This is a genomic window from Streptomyces sp. Root1310 (assembly GCF_001426425.1).
In the GTDB taxonomy this organism is placed as follows: domain Bacteria; phylum Actinomycetota; class Actinomycetes; order Streptomycetales; family Streptomycetaceae; genus Streptomyces.
Genome location: NZ_LMEQ01000001.1, coordinates 1,163,919 through 1,184,933, shown reverse-complemented (window position 1 = coordinate 1,184,933; position 21,015 = coordinate 1,163,919). Strand labels below are relative to the sequence as shown.

General features: G+C 72.3%; 19 protein-coding genes. 12 read left to right on the top strand and 7 right to left on the bottom strand.

Annotation, left to right across the window (positions count from 1 at the left end; genetic code table 11):
* Positions 1-123 precede the first annotated feature (123 nt).
* Complete coding sequence (locus ASD48_RS05200; RefSeq protein ID WP_057601012.1) at positions 124-1,227, bottom strand: mechanosensitive ion channel family protein; 1,104 nt, start codon at positions 1,225-1,227, stop codon at positions 124-126.
* A gap of 324 nt (positions 1,228-1,551) precedes the next feature.
* Here ASD48_RS05200 and ASD48_RS05195 point away from each other — a divergent pair, with 324 nt between their 5' ends.
* From ASD48_RS05195 to ASD48_RS05175, 5 genes are all read left to right on the top strand, one after another.
* On the top strand, positions 1,552-2,088 hold the full coding sequence (locus ASD48_RS05195; protein ID WP_057600138.1) for an HNH endonuclease: 537 nt from the start codon (positions 1,552-1,554) through the stop codon (positions 2,086-2,088).
* Between the two features lie 156 nt (positions 2,089-2,244).
* Entirely contained in the window at positions 2,245-2,904 is a 660-nt protein-coding gene (locus ASD48_RS05190) for a putative immunity protein (protein ID WP_057600136.1), read from the top strand.
* A gap of 369 nt (positions 2,905-3,273) precedes the next feature.
* Positions 3,274-3,480 (top strand): hypothetical protein, encoded by a 207-nt coding sequence (locus ASD48_RS05185; protein WP_107104220.1) that lies wholly within the window; start codon positions 3,274-3,276, stop codon positions 3,478-3,480.
* On the top strand, positions 3,481-5,595 hold the full coding sequence (gene malQ, locus ASD48_RS05180) for a 4-alpha-glucanotransferase (RefSeq protein ID WP_057600132.1): 2,115 nt from the start codon (positions 3,481-3,483) through the stop codon (positions 5,593-5,595).
* Positions 5,596-5,764: 169 nt separating this feature from the next.
* Positions 5,765-6,046 (top strand): hypothetical protein, encoded by a 282-nt coding sequence (locus tag ASD48_RS05175; RefSeq protein ID WP_057601011.1) that lies wholly within the window; start codon positions 5,765-5,767, stop codon positions 6,044-6,046.
* A 251-nt stretch (positions 6,047-6,297) separates the two neighbouring features.
* Here ASD48_RS05175 and ASD48_RS05170 read toward each other — a convergent pair whose 3' ends face one another.
* On the bottom strand, positions 6,298-6,819 hold the full coding sequence (locus tag ASD48_RS05170) for a MarR family transcriptional regulator (protein ID WP_057600130.1): 522 nt from the start codon (positions 6,817-6,819) through the stop codon (positions 6,298-6,300).
* A 153-nt stretch (positions 6,820-6,972) separates the two neighbouring features.
* Here ASD48_RS05170 and ASD48_RS05165 point away from each other — a divergent pair, with 153 nt between their 5' ends.
* A complete protein-coding gene (locus ASD48_RS05165) occupies positions 6,973-7,965 on the top strand; it encodes an EamA family transporter (protein WP_057600128.1) in 993 nt (330 codons plus the stop codon).
* Between the two features lie 86 nt (positions 7,966-8,051).
* Here the strand turns inward: ASD48_RS05165 and pepN are convergent, their stop codons facing one another.
* The gene (gene pepN, locus ASD48_RS05160) at positions 8,052-10,619 is read right to left on the bottom strand and encodes an aminopeptidase N (protein WP_057600126.1); all 2,568 of its coding nucleotides are present in this window, start codon (positions 10,617-10,619) and stop codon (positions 8,052-8,054) included.
* Between the two features lie 196 nt (positions 10,620-10,815).
* Here pepN and ASD48_RS05155 point away from each other — a divergent pair, with 196 nt between their 5' ends.
* Positions 10,816-11,313, top strand: coding sequence for a DUF1203 domain-containing protein (locus ASD48_RS05155; RefSeq protein WP_079073613.1), 498 nt, complete (start codon positions 10,816-10,818; stop codon positions 11,311-11,313).
* Here ASD48_RS05155 and ASD48_RS05150 read toward each other — a convergent pair.
* A complete protein-coding gene (locus ASD48_RS05150) occupies positions 11,300-12,319 on the bottom strand; it encodes an aspartate-semialdehyde dehydrogenase (RefSeq protein WP_057600124.1) in 1,020 nt (339 codons plus the stop codon). The two genes, ASD48_RS05155 and ASD48_RS05150, sit on opposite strands and share 14 nt — an antisense overlap.
* A 202-nt stretch (positions 12,320-12,521) precedes the next feature.
* Here ASD48_RS05150 and ASD48_RS05145 point away from each other — a divergent pair, with 202 nt between their 5' ends.
* Both ASD48_RS05145 and ASD48_RS05140 read left to right on the top strand, forming a co-directional pair.
* Positions 12,522-13,064 carry a sigma-70 family RNA polymerase sigma factor gene (locus tag ASD48_RS05145; RefSeq protein WP_199875647.1) on the top strand — a complete coding sequence of 181 codons (543 nt, stop codon included), beginning with the start codon at positions 12,522-12,524 and terminating at the stop codon, positions 13,062-13,064.
* Position 13,065: 1 nt separating this feature from the next.
* Positions 13,066-14,067, top strand: coding sequence for a hypothetical protein (locus tag ASD48_RS05140; protein WP_057600122.1), 1,002 nt, complete (start codon positions 13,066-13,068; stop codon positions 14,065-14,067).
* A 101-nt stretch (positions 14,068-14,168) separates the two neighbouring features.
* Here ASD48_RS05140 and ASD48_RS05135 read toward each other — a convergent pair whose 3' ends face one another.
* Together ASD48_RS05135 and ASD48_RS05130 are read right to left on the bottom strand one after the other, a co-directional pair.
* On the bottom strand, positions 14,169-17,483 hold the full coding sequence (locus tag ASD48_RS05135) for a S8 family serine peptidase (protein ID WP_057600120.1): 3,315 nt from the start codon (positions 17,481-17,483) through the stop codon (positions 14,169-14,171).
* Between the two features lie 305 nt (positions 17,484-17,788).
* Positions 17,789-18,346, bottom strand: coding sequence for a CGNR zinc finger domain-containing protein (locus ASD48_RS05130; RefSeq protein ID WP_057600118.1), 558 nt, complete (start codon positions 18,344-18,346; stop codon positions 17,789-17,791).
* 152 nt (positions 18,347-18,498) lie between these two features.
* On the opposite strand from ASD48_RS05130, the gene ASD48_RS05125 reads away from it, so the two are divergent.
* Positions 18,499-19,419, top strand: a complete 921-nt coding sequence (locus ASD48_RS05125) for a pyridoxamine 5'-phosphate oxidase family protein (RefSeq protein ID WP_057600116.1) — start codon at positions 18,499-18,501, stop codon at positions 19,417-19,419.
* A gap of 9 nt (positions 19,420-19,428) precedes the next feature.
* A complete protein-coding gene (locus ASD48_RS05120) occupies positions 19,429-19,908 on the top strand; it encodes an NUDIX hydrolase (RefSeq protein ID WP_199875645.1) in 480 nt (159 codons plus the stop codon).
* 116 nt (positions 19,909-20,024) lie between these two features.
* Here ASD48_RS05120 and ASD48_RS05115 read toward each other — a convergent pair whose 3' ends face one another.
* Positions 20,025-20,510: a hypothetical protein gene (locus tag ASD48_RS05115; protein ID WP_057600114.1), complete on the bottom strand. Its 486-nt coding sequence runs from the start codon at positions 20,508-20,510 to the stop codon at positions 20,025-20,027.
* A 76-nt stretch (positions 20,511-20,586) separates the two neighbouring features.
* Between ASD48_RS05115 and ASD48_RS05110 the strand changes: the two genes are divergently transcribed.
* Positions 20,587-20,964, top strand: a complete 378-nt coding sequence (locus ASD48_RS05110) for a MerR family transcriptional regulator (RefSeq protein ID WP_057600112.1) — start codon at positions 20,587-20,589, stop codon at positions 20,962-20,964.
* Positions 20,965-21,015: the final 51 nt, after the last annotated feature.

The window sequence follows — 21,015 nt, the reverse complement described above, 5'->3', positions numbered from 1 at the left end:
TGAAAGGGGAAACGCCCCCGAGGCAACGGAGTCGTTACCTCGGGGGCGGAACGGTCGGCAGGCCCCGCAGACGCCGGAAGGCCGCACCCGGATCTCCCCGGGTGCGGCCTTCCGGCGTACGGGCTACTTCGCCGGGGTCACCGGACGGGGCTGTGCGATGGGCGTCGCCGCCGCCGACTGGGGCGAGTCCGCGTTGGAGAACACCGACGGGGCCGCGACCGCCGCCGTGGGGTCGGCCGGGTCCTCCGCGACGGGCGCGGTCGCACCGCCCACGATGCGGATGTCGGCCGCGTCGAAGGCACGCTTGACGCGCCAGCGCAGCTCCCGCTCGACGGCCAGGGCCTTGCCGGGCATCGTCTTCGCGGAGACGCGCACCACCATCGAGTCGAGCAGGACGCTGTCCAGGCCGAGCACCTCGATCGGGCTCCACAGGAGCTCGTTCCAGGGCTCTTCCTTGCTCATCTTCTCGGCGACCTCGTCCAGGGTGGCCTTGACCAGGTCGAGGTCCTCGGACGTCTTGACGGTCACGTCCACGCCGGCCGTCGCCCAGCCCTGCGAGAGGTTGCCGATCCGCTTCACCTCGCCGTTGCGGACGTACCAGATCTCCCCGTTGGCGCCGCGCAGCTTCGTCACGCGCAGCCCCACCTCGATGACCTCGCCGGTGGCCACGCCCGCGTCGATCTGGTCACCGACGCCGTACTGGTCCTCGAGGATCATGAACACACCGGAGAGGAAGTCCGTGACCAGGTTGCGCGCGCCGAAACCGATCGCCACGCCCGCGACACCGGCGGAGGCCAGCAGCGGGGCCAGATTGATCTCGAAGGTGCCCAGCACCATCAGGGCGGCGGTGCCGAGGATCAGGAAACTCGCCACCGAACGCAGCACCGAGCCGATCGCCTGCGAGCGCTGACGCCGCCGCTCGTTGTTGACCAGCAGCCCGCCCAGCGCCGTTCCGTCCACCGAGGAGACGGTGCGGTTCATCCGGTCGATCAGCTTGGTGATCGCCCGCTGCACGACCACTCTCAGCACCACCGCGATCACCAGGATCAGCAGGACGCGCAGACCGATCGCCAGCCAGGTCGACCAGTTCTGCTCGACCCAGCTGGCCGCGTTCGTCGCGCTCTCCTGGGCGTCCTGGAGGGACGGGACGGTCACGGCGGTCGGCGACTCCGAGGGAATCGGCGACGGTGACACGTCGGCGGCCGGCAGGGCGGCGGGCAAGGACACGGCAGGTACCTCCAGGTGCTGCACTGCTCCATTCGGTGCGGCGGTCAAGGGCGACACGCGCTGCGAGGTCACGGAAAGGTCACCGGACGGGCAGAACCACCACACTAACGGGGCATTGTGTGTGGTCCGGCGTGTTCCGTGAAGGAGAGACCGTCCTCACCTGCGCATGAACCGGCCATGATCCCGGGGAGACAACAGGGTGTGGTCGAAAACACTCCCAGCCCGTTACCGGCACATGGTGGCGCGTCCACCAGGCAAGAGGGGAGACTGACCACAGATCGTCCCGGCGCGAGCCACGCGCCGCCGACGCCCAAGGAGGCATCCGTGCCGCATGTCCTGGTCCTCAACGCGTCGTACGAGCCGCTCGGCGTCGTACCGCTCCGCCGCGCGCTCGTCCTCGTCCTGGAGAACAAGGCGATCTCCCTCGAGGAATCCGGCGCCTTCCTGCACAGCGCGACTGTCACAGTCCCCGCACCCAGCGTGGTCCGGCTCAAGCGATTCGTCCGGGTTCCCTATCGGGGGCCCGTTCCTCTGACCCGCCGGGCGCTCTTCGCCCGGGACGGGGGCCGGTGCATGTACTGCGGTGGCGTCGCAACCAGCGTCGACCACGTCATCCCGCGCAGTCGCGGAGGCAAACACGTGTGGGACAACGTCGTGGCGTCCTGCCGTCGCTGCAACCACGTCAAGGCCGACCGGCACCTCGTCGAGATCGGCTGGCGGCTGCGCCACAAACCCGCTCCACCTTCCGGACTCGCCTGGCGCATCATCGGCACCGGGCATAGGGATCCGCGCTGGCTGCCGTACTTGCAGCCGTACGGCGCGGACGACGCTCTGGCCCGGATCGACGGCATCTCCGCCTGACGATCCGGGTCTTCGTATTGCGTCGCCCGCGTCCTCGCCCCGCGTCACCACGGCCTCCGAGCCGGACGTGACCGGCTCCGGGGGTCCCCTGTGCCCCGGAGCCGATTGATCCCGTCGCGAGTGGCGCGGCGTGGGCGGGGTTCGCGCGGCGGCAGGATGGAAGCCGTGCCCACCGAGTCGGACAAGATCGAGCTGAGCGAACACGAACTGCGGGAGATCGCGGGCTACGCGGCCCGCTGCGCGCGCAGAGCGCTGCCGCTGTTCGAACAGAGCCTGCCCGCGGACCCGCGCCCTCGCGACGCCGTCGACGCGGCGGACGTCTTCGCCGCGGGCGGCCGGCGCACGGGCGCCCTGCGGCAGAGCGCGTGGGCGGCGTACCGGGCGGCGCAGGAAGCCGCCTCACCCGCTTCGGCCGCCTCACCCGCCGCGGCCGACGCGGCCCGAGCGGCGAGTCATGCGGCCGCCGCCGCGTATCTGCATCCCCTGGCGGACGCGCACCAGGTGAAGCACGTCCTCGGCGCGGCCGCACACGCGGCGCGAGCGGAGGAGCTGGCTGCGGAGGACTTGGCTGTGGGGGACCTGGCTGTGGGAGACGTGGCTGTGGGGGACCTGGCTGTGGGGGAGAGCCGGCCCGGCACCGTGGCGGAGCGTGCCGCGGGGAGGAGCCCTGCTGCCGGGGTGGGGACCCTGGAATGGGCGTGTCGTCACGCGCCGCCGGCGGTCGCCGCGGTGCTCGGCCGACTGCCGGCCGCACCTCCCGGAGGCGGACGCGTGGGAGAGCTCATGCGCGATCTCGACGCCGCTCTGCGCGCTTGAGGGCCACCTGAGACCGGCCGGACGGCGGCGGGAGGGCGGCCGCACGGCGGCCGGAGGCGCACTCGGGGCGGTCGGCGGGCTGGAGGGCGTGAGGTCGGTTGCCGCATGGCGGGCTTGTTCTGCGTGCGGAGGCGTGCGGAGGCGTGTGGGGCTGTGCGGGAGCGTGCGGAGGCCTGCGGATGCATGCGGGGGCGTGCGGGGGTGTGCGGGGGTGTGCGGAGTCGTACGTCGTCGTTTCGACGCGCCGGTCCTTCGTGTCGGCGGGGGCCGCGAGAGGGGGCGGCGGCGTGTAATGACGTGAGGACGTCTGTCCCCGCGTCCGCTGGGTAGGGCTGGGGTATCCGATGCCGTACTGATGAGGAGGCCACCGTGATCGCACCGGCCCGCTCCAAACGCCCGGCGGAGCCGTCCGCCGCCACCCCCGTCCAGCTCGAGGACCCCTGCCTCGGTGCCTTCAGCGCCGAGGGGAGCTGTGCCGAACCTCCGCTGACCAGCGAACCTCCGTTGCCCGACGCCGAGCCCCTGACCAGCGAGCCGCCGCTCGCCGTCACGGACTCCGACTCCACGAGGCCCTAGATGACCGCGCCCCCCGGAGAGGAGCTCGCCCGGCTCGCCGCGCTGCACGGCGTCGCCACCTCCTACCAGCCCTCCCCGGACCGCACGGTCACGGCCTCGGCCGGTGCCGTCACACGCGCCCTCGCCGCGCTCGGCGTCGACGCGGGCACCCCGAAGGCCGTACGCGCCGCGCTCGCCGCCCGGGAACGGGAGCTGCGCGAGCGGCTGCTGCCGCCGACGGTGGTGTGCTGGCGCGGAAGCCCCTGCGAAGCGCTCGCCGCCCTCCCCGAGGGCACCGCCCTGCGGGTGGAGACCGAACAGGGCGAGTTCCGTGACTCCGTCGGGCAACTCCCGCTCGGAGTGCATCGGCTGACGGCCACCGCACCCGACGGGCGGACCGGCCACGCCCATCTCGTCGTCGCCCCGCCCCGTCTGCCCACGCCCACGGGACGCTCGTACGGACTCCTCGTCCAGCTGTACTCCCTCCTCTCCCGGCGTTCCTGGGGCATGGGCGACCTCGGTGACCTGAGCGAGCTGACCTCTTGGGCGGGGCGGGCGCTCGGAGCCGGGTTCGTGCAGGTCAACCCCTTGCACGCGGCCGTGCCCGGCACCCCGACCGACCCCTCCCCGTACCGGCCCTCCTCGCGCCGTTTTCCGGACCCGGTGCATCTGCGGGTCGAGGACGTCCCCGAGTTCGCGTACGTCCGGGACGACGACGATCCGCGGTCCGCGTTGCTCGACCGCGCCGGACGACTGCGCGAAGCCGTCCTGGAGAAGGGCGAGTTGATCGACCGGGACGCCGTGTGGGAACTGAAGCGGGAGGCGCTGGAGCTGATCGCCCGGGTGCCCCTGGGGCCCGGCCGGCGCGCCGCCTACTGCGACTTCCTCGCCGAACAGGGCCAGGCCCTGGAGGACCACGCCACCTGGTGCGCGCTCGCCGAGGTGCACGGGTCGCAGTGGCGGCGGTGGCCGGCCGGACTCCGGGACCCGCGCTCCGCCGAGACCACCCGCGCCCGCGGTGAGTTGATGGACCGCGTCGACTTCCACTCCCGCCTCGCCTGGCTCACCGACGCCCAGCTGACCGCCGCCCAGCGCGCCGCACGCGAGGCGGGCATGCCGGTCGGGATCGTGCACGACCTGGCGGTCGGCGTGCACCCCGAGGGCGCCGACGCGTGGGCGCAGCAGGAGTACTTCGCCGCCGGGATGTCGGTGGGCGCACCGCCGGACGCCTTCAACGCGCGCGGCCAGGACTGGGGTCTGCCGCCCTGGCGCCCGGACCGGCTGGCCGCCTCCGGCTACGCGCCCTACCGGCGGCTCCTCAAGGCCCTCTTCCGGTACGCCGGCGCCCTGCGCATCGACCACGTCATGGGCCTGTTCCGCCTCTGGTGGGTCCCGCAGGGCGAGCCGCCCACCGAGGGCGCCTACGTCCGCTACGACGCCGAGGCCATGCTCGCCGTCCTGGTCCTGGAGGCCTCGCTGGCCGGTTCGGTGGTGATCGGCGAGGATCTCGGCACCGTCGAGCCGGGCGTGCGCGAGACGCTGCGCGAACGAGGGGTGCTGGGTACCTCCGTGCTGTGGTTCGAACGGGACTGGGAGGGCGACGGGCGCCCCTTGCCCCCCGACCGCTGGCGCGACGACTGTCTGGCCACCGCCACCACGCACGACCTGCCGTCCACCGCCGCCCGTCTCACCGGCGAGCATGTCGAACTCCGGGACAGCCTCGGCCTGTTGACCCGGCCGGTGGAGGAGGAACGCGCGGAGGCCGCCAACGACACGGCGGAGTGGCTGGGCCTGCTCACCCGCCTGGGACTGCTGGCGGGCACCGGCGGCGGCAGCGACCGCTCCTCCGAGGAGGCCGAGGTCCAGGCCGTCCACCGGTTCCTGCTGCGCACCCCCGCCCGGATGATCGGCGTCTGGCTGCCGGACGGCGTCGGCGACCGCCGCCCGCAGAACCTGCCCGGCACCTGGGACCAGTATCCGAACTGGCGGCTGCCGATCGCGGACGCGACGGGCCACCCGGTGACCCTGGAGGAGCTGGCGGCCTCACCGAGGCTGCGGGCCCTGGTCGAGGTACTGCGGGAGGAGCACGACCCGGCCGGGAACAGTCCCTCCGGCCAGGCTTCCCCGGAAGCCTGAGCGGGATCGGGAGCCACGGCGGGGGTGCGGCAAGGGTGCGGCGGGGGTGCGACGGGGGTGCGGCAAGGGTGCGACGGCGGCAGTTCCGCGGGCGGCCGTACGAGCGCCCCGCGCCTCATACGGCACCCCGGGCGCGCGCTCCCCGAGACCGTTCGCTAACTTGGGCACCGTGGACAAGAAGAACGCCCTGCGCGCCGGCGCCCTGGCTGCCGGTACGACGCTGATGATGCTGCTCATGTCGTCCCCCGCGCTCGCGCTGACCCGCGACGACGGTGACGACCCCGGCCCGGGTCTGAGCGTCGGCGAGACGCTGGGCCTCTACGTGGTGGCCCCGATCGCGATCTTCGCGCTGATCGCCGGCCTGGTGTGGGTCCTGGACAAGTCGAAGGACAGGGGCGACACCACCAGCTCCAACATCACCGTCAGGGGCCAGGCGAAGGCCAAGGCCTAGCTCGCCGGCCCCCTGGCTCCCGGCCTCGGCCCGGAGCCGGGCCCGAGGGCGTCGACTCCCTCCGTGTACGCGCATGCCGTACGCGGAGGAAGCCGACGCCCTCGACGCGTTTAACGGGCCCCGCCCGGCCCACCGGGCTGCGCCCCGACCGCCGGGCTGCGGCGCCCGGCCCTTCGGCGACCGACCCGCTCGCGGTCGGACCTCGGCGCGGCCCCGGGTCGACTCGTCGAGTGGCCGGCCGCAGTGCCGACTCAGCTCCTCGACGTCTCCGTCGTCAACAGCAACTCGCGCAGGAGGTCGCCCAGTTGGCCGGCCCGCTCGGTGTCCAGGGCGGCGGTCAGGGCCTCGGTCTGGGCGGCGAGGCCCGCGCCGACCGCCTGGTCGACCAGCTCGAGCCCCTTCTCGGTCAGCGTCACCTGGAGGCCCCGGCGGTCGTGCGGGTCGGGGGAGCGGCGCAGCAGTGCGGCCCGTTCCAGTTTGTCGAGGCGGCCGGTCATGCCGCCGGTGGTGAGCATGAGCGTCGCCGACAGCTGACGGGGTGAGAGCGTGTAGGGCTCGCCGGAGCGGCGGAGGGTGGCGAGTACGTCGAACTCGCCCCGACCGATGCCGAGCGCCGCGTACGCCTTCTCCAGCCGGTCGCCCATCGCGCGTGCAAGCCGGGAGATCCGGCCGAAGACCTCCATGGCGCCGGTGTCGAGGTCGGGCCGCACCGTCGCCCACTGCTCGATGATCGCGTCGACGGGGTCCTTGCGCGGGGGCTGCGGGCTGCTCATGGGACGAGTATCCCCCCGATGCCGGTCACCCACGAGAAAGTAGCTCCACGGTAAGCCGATCTCTTCTAAGTCGATCTTTTCTAAGCTGATGTCTGCTAAGCAGATCTCCACTAAGCCACTTGACGCTAAGTCGCTTAGCGCTAAGCTAATTTCATGAAGAGGTCCTCGACCGTCCTGCTCACCGCTCTCGCCCCGGTCTCCTGGGGCACCACCTACGCCGTCACCACCGAGCTGCTTCCCGCCGACCGCCCGCTGTTCACCGGCCTGATGCGGGCCCTGCCCGCCGGGCTGCTGCTGCTCGCCCTCGGCCGGGTCCTGCCGCGCGGCGCCTGGTGGGGGAAGGCCGCGATACTCGGCGCGCTGAACATCGGCGCCTTCTTCCCGCTCCTCTTCCTCTCCGCCTACCGGCTGCCCGGCGGCATGGCGGCGGTCGTCGGCTCGGTCGGACCCCTGTTCGTCGTGGGTCTCTCGGCGCTGCTGCTGGGCCGGCGGCCGACCGCCCGGACCGTGCTGGCCGGGGTGGTGGCCGCGTTCGGCGTCAGCCTGGTGGTGTTGAAGGCGGCCGGGGCGCTGGACCCGCTCGGTGTCCTCGCGGCGCTCGCCTCCACGGCCTCGATGTCGGCAGGCACGGTCCTCACCAAGCGGTGGGGCCGCCCGGACGGCGTCGGCCCGCTCGCCCTCGCCGGCTGGCAGCTCACCGCGGGCGGCCTGCTGATCGCCCCGCTCGCCCTTCTGGTCGAGGGCGCCCCGCCCGCCCTGGACGGCCGCGCGGTCGGTGGCTACCTCTATCTGGCCCTGGCGAACACGGCGGTCTCGTACTGGCTCTGGTTCCGCGGCATCGGCCGGCTCACCGCCACCCAGGTCACCTTCCTGGGCCCGCTGTCCCCGCTGACCGCGGCCGTCGTCGGCTGGGCCGCCCTCGGCCAGGCGCTGACGCCGCTCCAGCTGACGGGCATGGCGCTGGCGTTCGGCGCCACGGTGGCGGGCCAGCTGAGGGCCGGCGGGACGGCCGTACGCACGTTCGGGCCCGCTGGCGGGGGGAAGCCTCGCGAGGACCGGAACCGGGACCGGGACCGGGACCGGGACGGGGACGGGGACCGGGATACGGACCGGCCGGACGCGAGGGGGCCGGCGCTCCGGGGGTGAGCGCCGCGCGGCCCGGGCATGGCGGAGGGCGCCCGATGAGACATCGGACGCCCTCCGCCGCGTAGGGGCTGCCAGGCAGGCAGGGACTACTGCGCGTCCGCCGCCTGGGCCTTCAGCGCGCGCTCCACGCCCGCGCGGGCCTCGGAGACGAGGCGGCGCAGGGCCGCGTTCGGCTCGGCCGAGGCCAGCCAGGCGTCCGTCTTGTCCAGGGTCTCCCGGGAGACCTGGACCGCCGGGTAGAGGCCGACCGCGATCTGCTGGGCGATCTCGTGCGAACGGGAGTCCCAGATGCCCTTGACGACCTCGAAGTACCGGTCGGTGTACGGCGCGAGCAGCTCACGCTGGTCGGTCTGGACGAAGCCGCCGATGACCGCCTCCTGCACGGCGTTCGGCAGCTCGTCGGAGTCCACGACCGACGCCCACGCCTCCGCCTTGGCCTCCGCCGTCGGCCGGGCGGCCCGCGCGGTCGCCGCGTGCCGCTCACCGGCGGCCGTCTTGTCCCGCTCGTACTCGGCGGCGATGTCCGCCTCGTCGAAGGTCCCCACGGCCACCAGCCGCTGCACGAACGCCCAGCGCAGCTCGGTGTCGACGGCCAGGCCCTCGATGGTCTGGCCTCCGTCCAGCAGCGACTCCAGGAGGTCGATCTGCTCCGGCGTACGGGCGGTGGCCGCGAACGCGCGCGCCCACGCCAGCTGGTGGTCGCTGCCCGCCGCGGAGGACCGCAGATGCGCCAGCGTGGCGTCCGTCCAGCGGGTGAGCAGGGCCTCGCGGGTGGCCGGTGCGGCGTACAGGTCGATGGCGAGCTTGACCTGGCGGTGCAGCGACTGGACCACACCGATGTCGGACTCCTTGCCGATGCCGGAGAGCACCAGGGACAGGTAGTCGCGGGTGGGCAGCTCGCCGTCGCGGGTCATGTCCCAGGCGGACGCCCAGCACAGGGCGCGCGGCAGGGACGACTCGAAGTCGCCGAGGTGCTCGGTGACGAAGGCGAGCGACTGCTCGTCGAGGCGGACCTTGGCGTACGACAGGTCGTCGTCGTTGAGCAGGACGACGTCCGGACGGCGCTTGCCGACCAGCTGCGGCACGGCCGTCAGCTCGCCGTCGATGTCCAGCTCCACGCGCTCGTCACGTACCAGCTTGCCGCTGTCGGCGTCGAGTTCGTACAGACCGACGGCGATGCGGTGCGGTCGCAGGGTCGGCTCGCCCTTGGCGCCGGCCGGGAGCGCCGGGGCCTCCTGGCGGATCGCGAAGGACGTGACGACACCCTCGGCGTCCGTCTCGATCTCGGGACGGAGGATGTTGATGCCGGCGGTCTGGAGCCACTTCTGCGACCAGGTGCCGAGATCACGGCCGGAGGTCTCCTCCAGCGCGCCGAGCAGGTCGGACAGGCGCGTGTTGCCGTACGCGTGCCGCTTGAAGTAGGCCTGCACACCCGCGAAGAACTCGTCCATGCCGACGTACGCCACGAGCTGCTTCAGGACGGACGCGCCCTTGGCGTAGGTGATGCCGTCGAAGTTGACGAGGACGTCGTCCAGGTCGCGGATCTCGGCCATGATCGGGTGGGTGGACGGCAGCTGGTCCTGCCGGTACGCCCAGGTCTTCATGGAGTTGGCGAACGTGGTCCACGAGTGCGGCCAGCGCGACTGCGGGTAGTACGCCTGGCAGGCGATGGAGGTGTACGTGGCGAACGACTCGTTCAGCCACAGGTCGTTCCACCACTCCATGGTGACCAGGTCGCCGAACCACATGTGGGCCAGCTCGTGCAGAATCGTCTCCGCGCGCAGCTCGTACGCCGCGTCGGTCACCTTCGACCGGAACACGTACTGGTCCCGGATGGTGACGGCGCCCGCGTTCTCCATCGCGCCCGCGTTGAACTCCGGCACGAAGAGCTGGTCGTACTTCTTGAACGGGTACGCGTAGTCGAACTTCTCCTGGAACCACTCGAAGCCCTGCCGCGTGACCTCGAAGATCGCGTCCGAGTCGAGGTGCTCGGCGAGGGAGGGCCGGCAGTAGATGCCGAGGGGCACCGACTGTCCGTCCTTCTCGTACACGCTGTGGACGCTGTGGTACGGCCCGACGATGAGCGCGGTGATGTAGCTGGAGATCCGCGGGGTCGGCTCGAAGGCCCAGACGTCGTCCTTGGGCTCGGGCGTCGGGGAGTTGGAGATGACGGTCCAGCCGGTCGGCGCCTTCACGGTGAACCGGAAGGTGGCCTTGAGGTCCGGCTGCTCGAAGGACGCGAAGACGCGGCGGGCGTCCGGCACCTCGAACTGCGTGTACAGATAGGCCTGCTCGTCGACCGGGTCGACGAACCGGTGCAGACCCTCACCGGTGTTGGTGTACGCGCAGTCCGCGACGACCCGCAGGACGTTACGGCCCTTCAGCAGGCCCGGCAGCGCGATCCTCGAGTCCTTGAAGAGCCCCGCCGCGTCGAGGGTGTCCCCGTTCAGCGTGACCTCGTGGACGGTGGGCGCCACCAGGTCGATGAAGGACTCCGCGTCCCCCTCCGCGACGTCGAAGCGCACCGTCGTGACGGACCGGTAGGTCCCTCCCTCCTGCGCACCGGAGAGGTCGAGATCGATCTCGTACGAGTCAACGGTGAGCAGCTTCGCCCGCTGCTGCGCCTCTTCGCGAGTCAGGTTTGTGCCAGGCACGCGGTCATCTCCTCGGATATGTGTCGGTTGCGCCATCCTTCCACGGGACGGCTGCCTGGGGCGACGACCTTATGGGCGGCCGGTCGTCCGTCCGCCGAGGTGCCGGTCCGGTCGACGGACACCGTCGGGACCGCTGTCGAGCGCGACGTCCGGAAGCCGCCGGTCCCGTCGGCCGTCCGGCGGCAGGGTGGGGGATATGACCTTCACAGTGAACGTGAACGACGTGGCCTGTGCGCCACGGGCCATCCCGGGCGAGGCGCTCGACGAACTCCGGGTCGTCGACGACGCCGGACGGCGGACGGAAGCCTTCACCGACGAGGAGGGCGGCGCCCCGCTGCGGTGCTGTCTGCGCCGCAGTGCCGCGGGGGAGCGGATCGCGCTCGTCTCGTACGCGCCGCTGCGGCGCTGGGCGGCCGGGGCGGGGGTCGACCCCGGGGCCTATGACGAGCGGGGGCCCGTGTTCGTCCACGCCGACGGCTGCGCGGGGTTCGCCGGGGACGGGTACCCCTTCGACCAGGCGCACCGCACCGTGCGGCGGTACTCCGCCGAGGGCCGCATCCTGGGTGGCGCGCTCGTCGGCGTCGGCGGGCTCGACGAGGCGTTCCGGAACGCGTTCGACGACCCGGACGTGGCGTTCGTGCACGTCAGGGCCGTCGAGTACGGCTGCTTCCTCTACGAGGTCAGGCGGACCTGAGCTCGGCCGCCACCAGCTCCGCGATCTGCACGGCGTTCAGCGCCGCGCCCTTGCGGAGGTTGTCGTTGGAGATGAACAGGGCGAGACCGTGCTCCACGGTCTCGTCCTGCCGGATGCGGCCCACGAACGACGGGTCCTTGCCGGCCGCCTGGAGCGGGGTCGGGATGTCGCTGAGGGCCACGCCCGGGGCGCCGCCCAGCAGCTCCGTCGCGCGCTCGGCGCTGATCGGGCGCGCGAAACGGGCGTTGACCTGGAGCGAGTGGCCGGAGAAGACCGGGACGCGCACACAGGTGCCGGAGACCTTCAGCCCGGGGATCTCCAGGATCTTGCGGGACTCGTTGCGGAGCTTCTGCTCCTCGTCGGTCTCGTTCAGGCCGTCCTCGACGACCGAGCCCGCGAGCGGGATCACGTTGAAGGCGATGGGGCGCTGGTAGACCTGCGGCTCCGGGAACTCGACCGCCTCGCCGTCGTGGGTCAGCCGGTCCGCCTCGGGCACGACCTTCTGCGCCTGCCCGTGCAGCTCCGCCACGCCCGCGAGGCCCGAGCCGGACACCGCCTGGTACGTCGCGACGACCAGCGCCTCCAGACCGGCCTCCGCGTGCAGCGGCTTCAGGACCGGCATCGCGGCCATCGTCGTGCAGTTCGGGTTGGCGATGATGCCCTTGGGACGGTCCACGATCGCGTGCGGGTTCACCTCGGAGACGACCAGGGGCACCTGGGGGTCCTTGCGCCACGCCGACGAGTTGTCGATCACGACCGGGCCCTGCGCGGCGACCTTCTCGGCCAGCGCCCGCGAGGTCGCGCCACCGGCGGAGAACAGGACGATGTCGAGGTTCGCGTAGTCGGCCGTCGCCGCGTCCTCCACCGTCACGCCGTCCAGGACCGTCCCCGCCGAACGGGCCGAGGCGAACAGACGCAGCTCCGTGACGGGGAAGTCACGCTCCTTGAGGATCCTGCGCATGACCGTGCCGACCTGACCGGTGGCTCCGACGATTCCGACCCTCACGGCGACTCCTTGCTCTGTTCACGGCTCTGTACGGACTTTTCCATCATGCGGCCGACCCCGGCCCACCTGTCCAATTCTTTGCCCACCATGCCCGAGGACTGGGACGCCCGCCGGTGTGACGTATGCCTCCCGAGGATTTCCCACGGTGGCATCGAACGTTTTCGCGCGCCACGGCGTCGTAGAGGAAACGCGGTAGAGAGGGGTGGCTGTGCTGCGCAGAAAGGCCCGGCGCGCCCAGGGGGACGGGGCCGGACAGGGCGACGATCCGCTGGACGCGGCGCAGGAACGCCGGGTGCGGGCGGTGCTCGCGCTGGGCGGGGTGCCGCAGGCGGACCTGCCGGACGGGGTGCAGCAGGTCCGCCTGCGGCTCCTGGAGCGCGCGGCGAAGGGGTACGAGACGCCGCGCGACGTCTCCGCGTGGGCGGCCGTCGTCGCCTCCAACCTCGCCATGGACTGGCACCGCGCCAAGCGCCGCCAGGAGCGACTGGGGGAGCGGCTGGCCTCGCTGCGCCAGCACGAACACCCGTCCGGCGAGGACACCAGCGTGCTCTCCCTCGCCGTCGCGCAGGGGCTGGACGACCTGCCCGACGCCCAGCGCCAGGTCGTCGTCCTGCGTTTCTACGCCGACCTGCCGGTGCGTTCCATAGCCGTGGAACTGGGCGTCCCGGAGGGCACGGTCAAGAGCCGCCTGCACACGGCGGTCCGGGCCCTGCGCGCCCGCCTGCACGAAGACGAGGTGGTGTGACGTGACCGCCCTGCCCGGACAGCCGGACAAACCCGAACATCCCGAACAATTCAAACGACCCGAGCAACCCGAACAGCGACCCGGACGACCCGAAGGGCCCGGACGCGGCCGCGAACCGCACGACGACACCCGCGACGACAGCCGCGACGACACCCGCGACGAGAACCGGTACGAGGACCACGACCGGCGCGAGGGCGAGTACGACGACCGGCGCGAGGGCCGGAACGAGAACCACGACCAGTACGACGGACAGGAGGGCGACGACGGTATGGACGCGTTGATGGCCGCCGTCCTCGACGTGCCCCTCGCCGGCCTCTCCGAGGAAGCCCGCGCCGACCCCGCCTACCTGGCCGCCCACCGCTCGGCGACCGCCGACGTGGCGCTCCTGCGCGAGCAGCTCGGCGTCCTCGCCGACGTCCTGTCGGAGCCGGTGCGCGAGCCGGAGCGGGTTCCGGCGCCCGTCCCGGTACGGCGGCTGCACCCACCGCGCCGGGCGCGCCCCCTCGCCCTGCGGCTCGCCGGCGTGGCCGCCGCAGGAGCGCTGGTGCTCGGGGGCGGATGGGTGGTCGTCCAGATCGGCCAGGGGGTGGCCAACGTCGAGTCGGACAAGAGCGCCGACAGCGCGGCCGGGTCGGACGAGAAGGCCGACGCGTCGGCGGGCGACGGCGGGAGCCTCCTCGGCGACCCCGGCTATCTGGCCTGCGCCCGGCTCGTCGTCGAGGGGGACGTGACAGCCGTCGCCCGGGTGGCGGGCGCCGCCCGGGAACGGGTCACGCTGCACGTCACCCACGCCTACCGGCCGGCCGGGACGGCGCCCGAGGTCGACTTCGTGATGGAGGCGGACATGGACCCGCTGCTGCGCGAGGGAGACCACGTCCTCGTCGCTCTGTCGAAGGGGTCCGCCACCCCCGACGTCTGGGCGGTCGGCGAGCCCGACATCGCCCCCGAACGGGAGGCGCTCGCCCGGGCCCTGCCCGAGACGGAGGGCGTCACCTGCGAATAGGCGGGGCGCGCCGGGACACGGCGAAGGGCGGGCGCCCCGGTGGACGCCCGCCCCTGTTCGACCCCTGTCGGTCGACCGTTCGACCGATACCGGTGTACCGGTTACGGAGTGACCTTCTCGATGGCCACGTTGCCGATGCCCGCGACGGTGCCCCGCGCGTTCACCAGCTGGACCTGGCCGAAGAAGGCCCGGCCCTCGGGCGCGGCGGCCGCGGCCGTGACGGTCGCGGAGACCGACGCCGAGGCACCCGTGCCGAGCTTCACCGGCGTCGACTCGTCGACGGTGACGGTGCCGAGCGAGGACGAGAAGAACACGTCCAGGTAGTCGTACGCCGTCGTGCCGGCCGGGACCGAGTAGCCCGCGACCTCGATGGTGTACGTGCCGGCGGCGGGCGACGGGATGGAGACCGCCTCCTCCGAGTCACCGTCGGCCTGCTGGGCGACCTGGTTGCCGGCCGCGTCGAAGACCGTGAGGTCCAGGTCGGCGGAGGCGTCGGAGACGTTGCCGATGGAGACGTCCAGCGACTTGGCGCCGGCCGGGACCTCGACCGTGGTGGTCTCGGTCGCGCCGTTCGCGATGGTCGGACGGGTCGCCTTGGACGAGCCGAGCGGACCGCCGGCCAGCTTGCCGTCGATGGCGGCGAAGTTGTTCGTGACCTTCCAGGAGACGGGGGCCGGGGTGCCGACCTTCGCCTCGGGCACGGTCACGGTCGCCGGGTCGAAGGACGCGCCGTAGACGGTGGCGTCCAGCTTGTACGGGTTGTCGAGCAGCGGCGAGGTACGGCGCGACTCGACCTCGATCTCCCAGACCCCGGGCTGCGGGTTCTGGTACGAACGGGCGTCGGGCTTGCAGCCGTTGCCGTCGAGGTAGTTGTTGTAGCAGTAGATCGTGGAGCTGTCCTCGACCGCGACACCGTACGGGTGGATCGAGATGAACCGGGTCTGGCTCTTGTCCTTCAGCCCGCCGATCGCGACCTCGAACGCCTTGGCGCCCTCGGGCACGGTCAGGAAGTACGACTGCGAGCTGTTGCGCTGCACGGAGTTCGACGCGTGGAACGCGTACTTCACCGGCGTCGAGACGACGACCGTGTTGAGGATCTGCTTGTCGAGGCCCTCGGTCTTCGGGTCGTCGACCTCGAGGATCGCGCTGGCGATGCCCGCGGCCTTCGGCTGGGCCTGGATCTTGACGGTGACCGGCTTGTTCAGCGGCAGCTTCACCTCGTCGGAGCCGAGGATCCGGAAGGTGCCGCCCGCGTTGTTCGCGATGTGCAGCTCGTGCCGGATCGCCTTGTCGGCGCCGGACGTACGGGTGATGGTGACGTCGTACGTCTTCTTCTGGCCGGCCTTGAGGCCGCCCTCGCGGTCGTAGATGCCGGTGCCGAAGCCCGGCGTCTTCAGCGCGAAGTCGAGCGCGGTGTCGACCGGCGCCTTGACGGCGTAGTCGTGGGCGGTGGCGCCCTTCCTGATGGACTTCCAGGCGTCCACGATGTTGATGGCGCCCGCGCCCTCCTCGTACGCCTGAAGACCCTTGATGTGGTCGGCGGTGGAGGTCAGTGCCGTGCGCAGGATCGCCGGGGTGAGCGCGACCTTCTGCTGCTTGGCGGCCGAGATCAGCAGCGCCGAGGCGCCCGCGGCCTGCGGGGAGGCCATCGAGGTGCCCTGGAGCATGGAGTAGCCGGCCGGCAGCGGGTAGCCCGCCTCGGCGACCGGGGAACCCTCGAGCCAGGTCTGCGTGGTGTTGATCGCGGCGCCCGGGGCGACGAGCGTCGGCGTGAAGCCGCCGTCCTCACGCGGGCCGCGCGAGGAGAAGGGCAGCAGCGCGTACTTCTTCGTCACCTGCGAGCCGTAGTTGGCGGCCCAGGTCTGCTTGGAGATGGCCGCGCCGACCGAGATCACCTTGTCGGCCAGACCGGGGTCGCCGATGGTGTTGGCGCCGGGGCCCTCGTTGCCGGCCGAGATGACCAGCTGGACGCCGTAGGTGTCGATGAGGCGCGTGTACAGCTCGGCGCGCGCGTTGTTGCCGTCGTTCAGGCCCGGCAGACCGCCGATCGACATGTTGACGATGTCGACGCCGCGGTTGGCGACCAGGTCGATCATGCCCTCGGTGAGGGCGACGTTGGTGCAGCCCGGGCCGAAGACGCAGGCGCGGGAGGAGACGATCTTCGCGCCGGGCGCGGCGCCGTTCATCTTGCCGCCGAACAGTCCGTTCGCGGCGGTGATGCCGGCGACGTGCGTGCCGTGCTCGCTGGCGATGAGACCGATGTTGGCGAAGTCGGCCTTCTTGCCGACCCAGTCGCCGCCGTACGGGTCCATCGGCACGTCCTTGCGGATCTGCACGACGAACGGCTGCCGCTCGGCGACGTCGGTCGCCGGGTTGTCGGTGCCGAAGTACCCGATCTGGTAGCCGTCCTTGTACGGCTTCATCGCGGTGTCGTCGGTGAAGTCGCCGTTGTTGTTCACGTCGACGGTGACCGTGCCGGCGGCCGCGTCGTACAGGACGCCCCACACGTCGGTGGTGTCGCCGTCGCGGTTGACGTCACCCTTGGCGTCACCGCCCGCGGTGGCGGACTCCCGGAACAGGTTGACCTGGTAGGAGCCGGCCTTCGCCGTCCAGGTCCGGCCGCCGAAGGTGAAGCTGGGCCCGGACACGGAGGTCGTCATGGCGCGCCAGGAGGCGTCGCTGTCGATGATCGGGTCGGTCGCCGTCACCCAGTCGACGATCTTGCGCTCGCCGGTGGTGGTCTTCTGGAGCGCGGGGTGCGCCAGGTCCACGCCGGAGTCGAGGATGCCGATGGTGACTCCGCGGCCGTCCGCCTTCGGGTTCTTCTTCACGAAGTCGACGGCGCCCGTCTCGAAGGACGGGTTGTACGGGTTCTCGGCGGGGGTGTTCTTGTTCGGTGCGGCGTACGTCTTGGTCTTCGCGGCGGCGCCGGCGCCCTTCGCGGTGTCCGCGCTCGGCGTCGGGTCGTCGAGGACGATGTCCTGCCGCAGGTCGATGGCGTGCACCGAGGACAGCTTGGCCGCGGCGGCGATGGCCGAGTCGGCCTTGCCCGTCGGGACGGTGGCGCGGACGTAGCCGACCTTGTCGTAGGACTGGCCCACGGAGCCGCCCTTGACCGCGTCCAGCTCCTCGGCGACCTGCTCGGTCTGGCCGGGGGCGGTCGCGACCATCAGCGTGACGTTCTTGTCGCCGGCGGCCTTGGCCTCGGCGAGGAGGTCGGCGTCGTCGGAGCCGAGCTTGTCGTGGGCGGACTTCGCGCCCGGGTCGGCCGTGGCCGGGGCCTGGCCGGAGTCGGCCGAGAAGGCCATGGGTATCGGACCGGCCGCGGACAGCGCGGCCACCAGGCCTGCGGCCACGGCTATCCGGGCCACACGTCTTGCGCCCGATATCGGTTCACGCTGGGGGGTGAGGGTCATCGGCATCCCTTGTAGGTAAAGGAACGAGCACCACGTGACCAGGCCGTTCCTGCCTGATCACGGTCGTCCGGAATGCGGTCCCGGATGACCGCAAAGCTTTACCTAAGGGGCAGCTGTTTGGGGAGAGTTGACCGAATCGATATGGATGTATGGGGAAAACCCTCTACGAGCCCCCTGTGTGAGGGCTGTCCGCCGGTTGTGCGGGTTTCGGCCGGGCGGGTCGGCGACCGGGCGGGCAGGAGGTCCCGCGGGTCGGCGGCCGGACGGGTCGGAGGACGCGCGGGTCGGCGGCCGGGCCTGCGGGGTCAGGCGTCCTTGGCGCGGGCGTAGTGCCGGGAGGCCTTCGCGCGGTTGCCGCAGGCCGCCATGGAACACCAGCGGCGGGTGCCGTTGCGCGAGGTGTCGAAGAAGTGCAGCACGCAGGCCTCGTGCGCACAGCGGCGGATGCGGTCGGGGGCGGCGGAGAGCAACTCCAGGTAGTTGCGGGCGGCCAGCCAGCCGGGCCCCCAGGCGTCGTCCCTGAACTCGGCCCGCTCGCCCGGCCCTTCGGCGGTCAGGGTGGGCCGGATCCGTCCGTGTCCGAGCACGGTGTCGACGCCGGCGGTGTCCGCCGGGCCGTCCACCGCGGCCTCGATCGCGTCCCGCGCCCGGAGGGTGTGCCGCAGGGTCGCCGCGTCGGCCGCGAACCGCCCGTCCAGCCCGTTCGCGGCGAGCCAGACGGCGAGCCCTTCCGGGTCCCGCAGCAGATCCTGTACGGCGCCCTCCCGCATCCACCGTGTGTTGAGCAGGTCGAGCGCGAGGGGCTCGCCGGTGAGGGGGCGGGGGTCGGGGGSGGGGGCGGTGGCAGGGGTGGTGGCGGACATCGGGACTCCTTCCGGGCTAACCGCTCAAGGATATGTGACCGGTTGACATGACCGAGTCTAACCTTTAAATTGAATATGAGAGGTTATTCCTCTCGTGGGCTGCCCGAGGACTGTCCGAGGGGTCCGCCGGGGCCGAGGAGGTCGAGCAACTCATGGGCGTCTACCACTCCGGCTCACGCGCGGTTCAGGACCGCGTCGGGGTCCGTGACCTCGCCGACCACCTGGGCCGGGCGATCGGCGACGGCGTCAGACCGGTCGTCGCCGCCTTCCTGGAGCTTCAGCCGCTGCTGGTGCTGGGCGCCGCCGACCCGGTCGACGGCCGGGTCTGGGCGTCGGCGCTGACGGGCGCCCCCGGCTTCGTCCGGGCCACCGGACCCCGCCGGATCTCGGTCGCCACCGGCACCTCCCGCGCGTCGGGCGGTGCGGGCGGGTCCTCGCCGGCCGACCCCCTCGCGACGGCACTGGCCACCCCCGGGACCCCGGTGGGCACCATCGTCCTCGATCCGCGCACCCGTCGCCGGGTGCGGCTGAACGGCCGGCTGCTGCCGACCCCGCGCGGGTTCGCCGTCGAGACCGACCGGGTGTTCGCCAACTGCCCCAAGTACATCCAGCGCAGGGAGGCCTACGAGACGGTCGGGCGCACGCCCGGCAGCCCGCGCCGCGGCGCCGAACTGACCGCGGAGCAGCGGGACTTCCTCGCCGTCGCCGACACCTTCTTCCTCGCCACCCTCCACCCCGACGGCACCGGGGCCGAACTCAGCCACCGCGGCGGCAACCCCGGCTTCGTGCACGTCACCTCACCGAGCACCCTCGCCTGGCGCGACCACCCCGGCAACTCCATGTTCCTCACCCTGGGCAACCTCGCCACGGACCCCCGCGCCGGCCTGCTGTTCCTCGACTGGACGACGGGCCGCACCCTCCAGCTCACGGGCGAGGCCCGCACCCGGTTCGCCCCCGACGGCGAGCGGACGGTCCTCTTCACCGTCGCGGAGGCGGTCGACACCCCCGCCGCGCTCCCACTGCGCTGGTCCGCGCCGGAATACTCCCCTGCGAACCCGGACCCGACCGGCTAACGTCCCTCCATGCGCAAGAAGTTGAGGGTGGCGGCCTATGCCGTCTGTGTCCGTGACGGACAGCTCCTGCTCGCCCGCTCGCCGGCCGCCGACGGAACCCCCGAGTGGGTGCTGCCCGGCGGTGGCATGGAGCACGGCGAAGACCCCCTCGACACCGTCGTGCGCGAACTGGACGAGGAGACCGGCTACCGCGTCGAGGTGACCGGCCTGCTCGGCATCGACTCCTCCCGCCGCACCTTCCGCCGCGGTGGACTGCGCGGCTCCGTCGACCACCACGGCGTGCGGGTCGTCTACGAGGGCCGGGTCGTCGGAGGCGAACTGCGCAACGAGGTGAACGGCTCCACCGACCTGGCCGCCTGGCACGACCTGGAGGCGGTCCCCGCCCTCACCCGGGTCCGACTGGTCGACATCGCCCTGAAACTGTGGCGCGAACGTCCGGTGGACGGACGGGTGCTGTCCGCGCCCCCGCCGCCCGGCCCCGGAGCGTGAGCCGGACCCCGTGCGGGCTGTCCGCGCCCGCCCGCTGCGACGGGGCACGGCCGCCGGGCGACGCGAGGGAACGCGGCACCGAGCTGCTTCCGAGGAGGGGCGGCCGCCGCTGATCGTCACCTCTGCGGAGGGCGGCCGAGGGTCGCGCCGGGAGCGGGGCGCCCTCCCTGCCGTGGCCGCGGCATCGACCGCAGCCACGGCACCAACTGCGCCACACCCCAGGCCGCCTCCACGCCGAGGAACGGCCACAGCACCCCGGGGGCGCCCCGGCCCACCGCGTACGCCATCCACGCCGTGAACAGGACGCGGGCGACGCCGTCGAGCAGTCCGTGCACCGCCAGCGGTCCGGCCAGGCGCAGAACGGCCCAGACGATCACGACCGACCCCATCAGGTTCGCGAACAGCGTCTGGACCGGGTCGGCCTGCGGGAACGCGCCCAGATCCCACGCCCGGCTCCACGACGACAGCACGTCATGGACCAGGGTGTACGTCCACGGCGTCGCGAAGCCGGCCGTGACGACGAGGTCGTACCAGGCGCTCGCGCGGACGACACGGAGGTAGGAAGGGCCGTCGAGGCCGAGGACAGGTGCGGAAGTGGTCATGCGGCCGACGCTAGACACTGGACTACGCTCCAAGGTCAAGCGTCGGACCGGACCGCTACCTGACGGAGAATCCCGCATGAGAATCGGAGAGCTGGCTGCCCGCACCGGCACCACCCGGGACACCATCCGCTTCTACGAGCGGGTCGGTCTCGTCGAGGGCCGCCGACTGTCCAACGGATACCGCGACTTCGCGCCGGAGACGGTGGAGTGGCTGGCCTACGTCCGTACCGCGCAGACCCTGGGGTTCACCCTCGCGGAGATCGCCCGGCACGGCGAGGAACTGCGCGAGGCCCCCGACTCCGCGGACGCCCTCTCCGCCCTCTTCGAGCAGAAGATCCAGATCGTCGACGCCCGCATGGCCGAACTCGCCGCCCTCCGTGCCGAACTCGCCGACCGCGTCGGCACCGGCTGTCCGCTGCGCGTGGCGGAACGGCACGACGCTCCCTCCTCATGAGGCCCTCCGCGCGACGGCATCACGGCATGACGGCATGACGGCATGACGGCA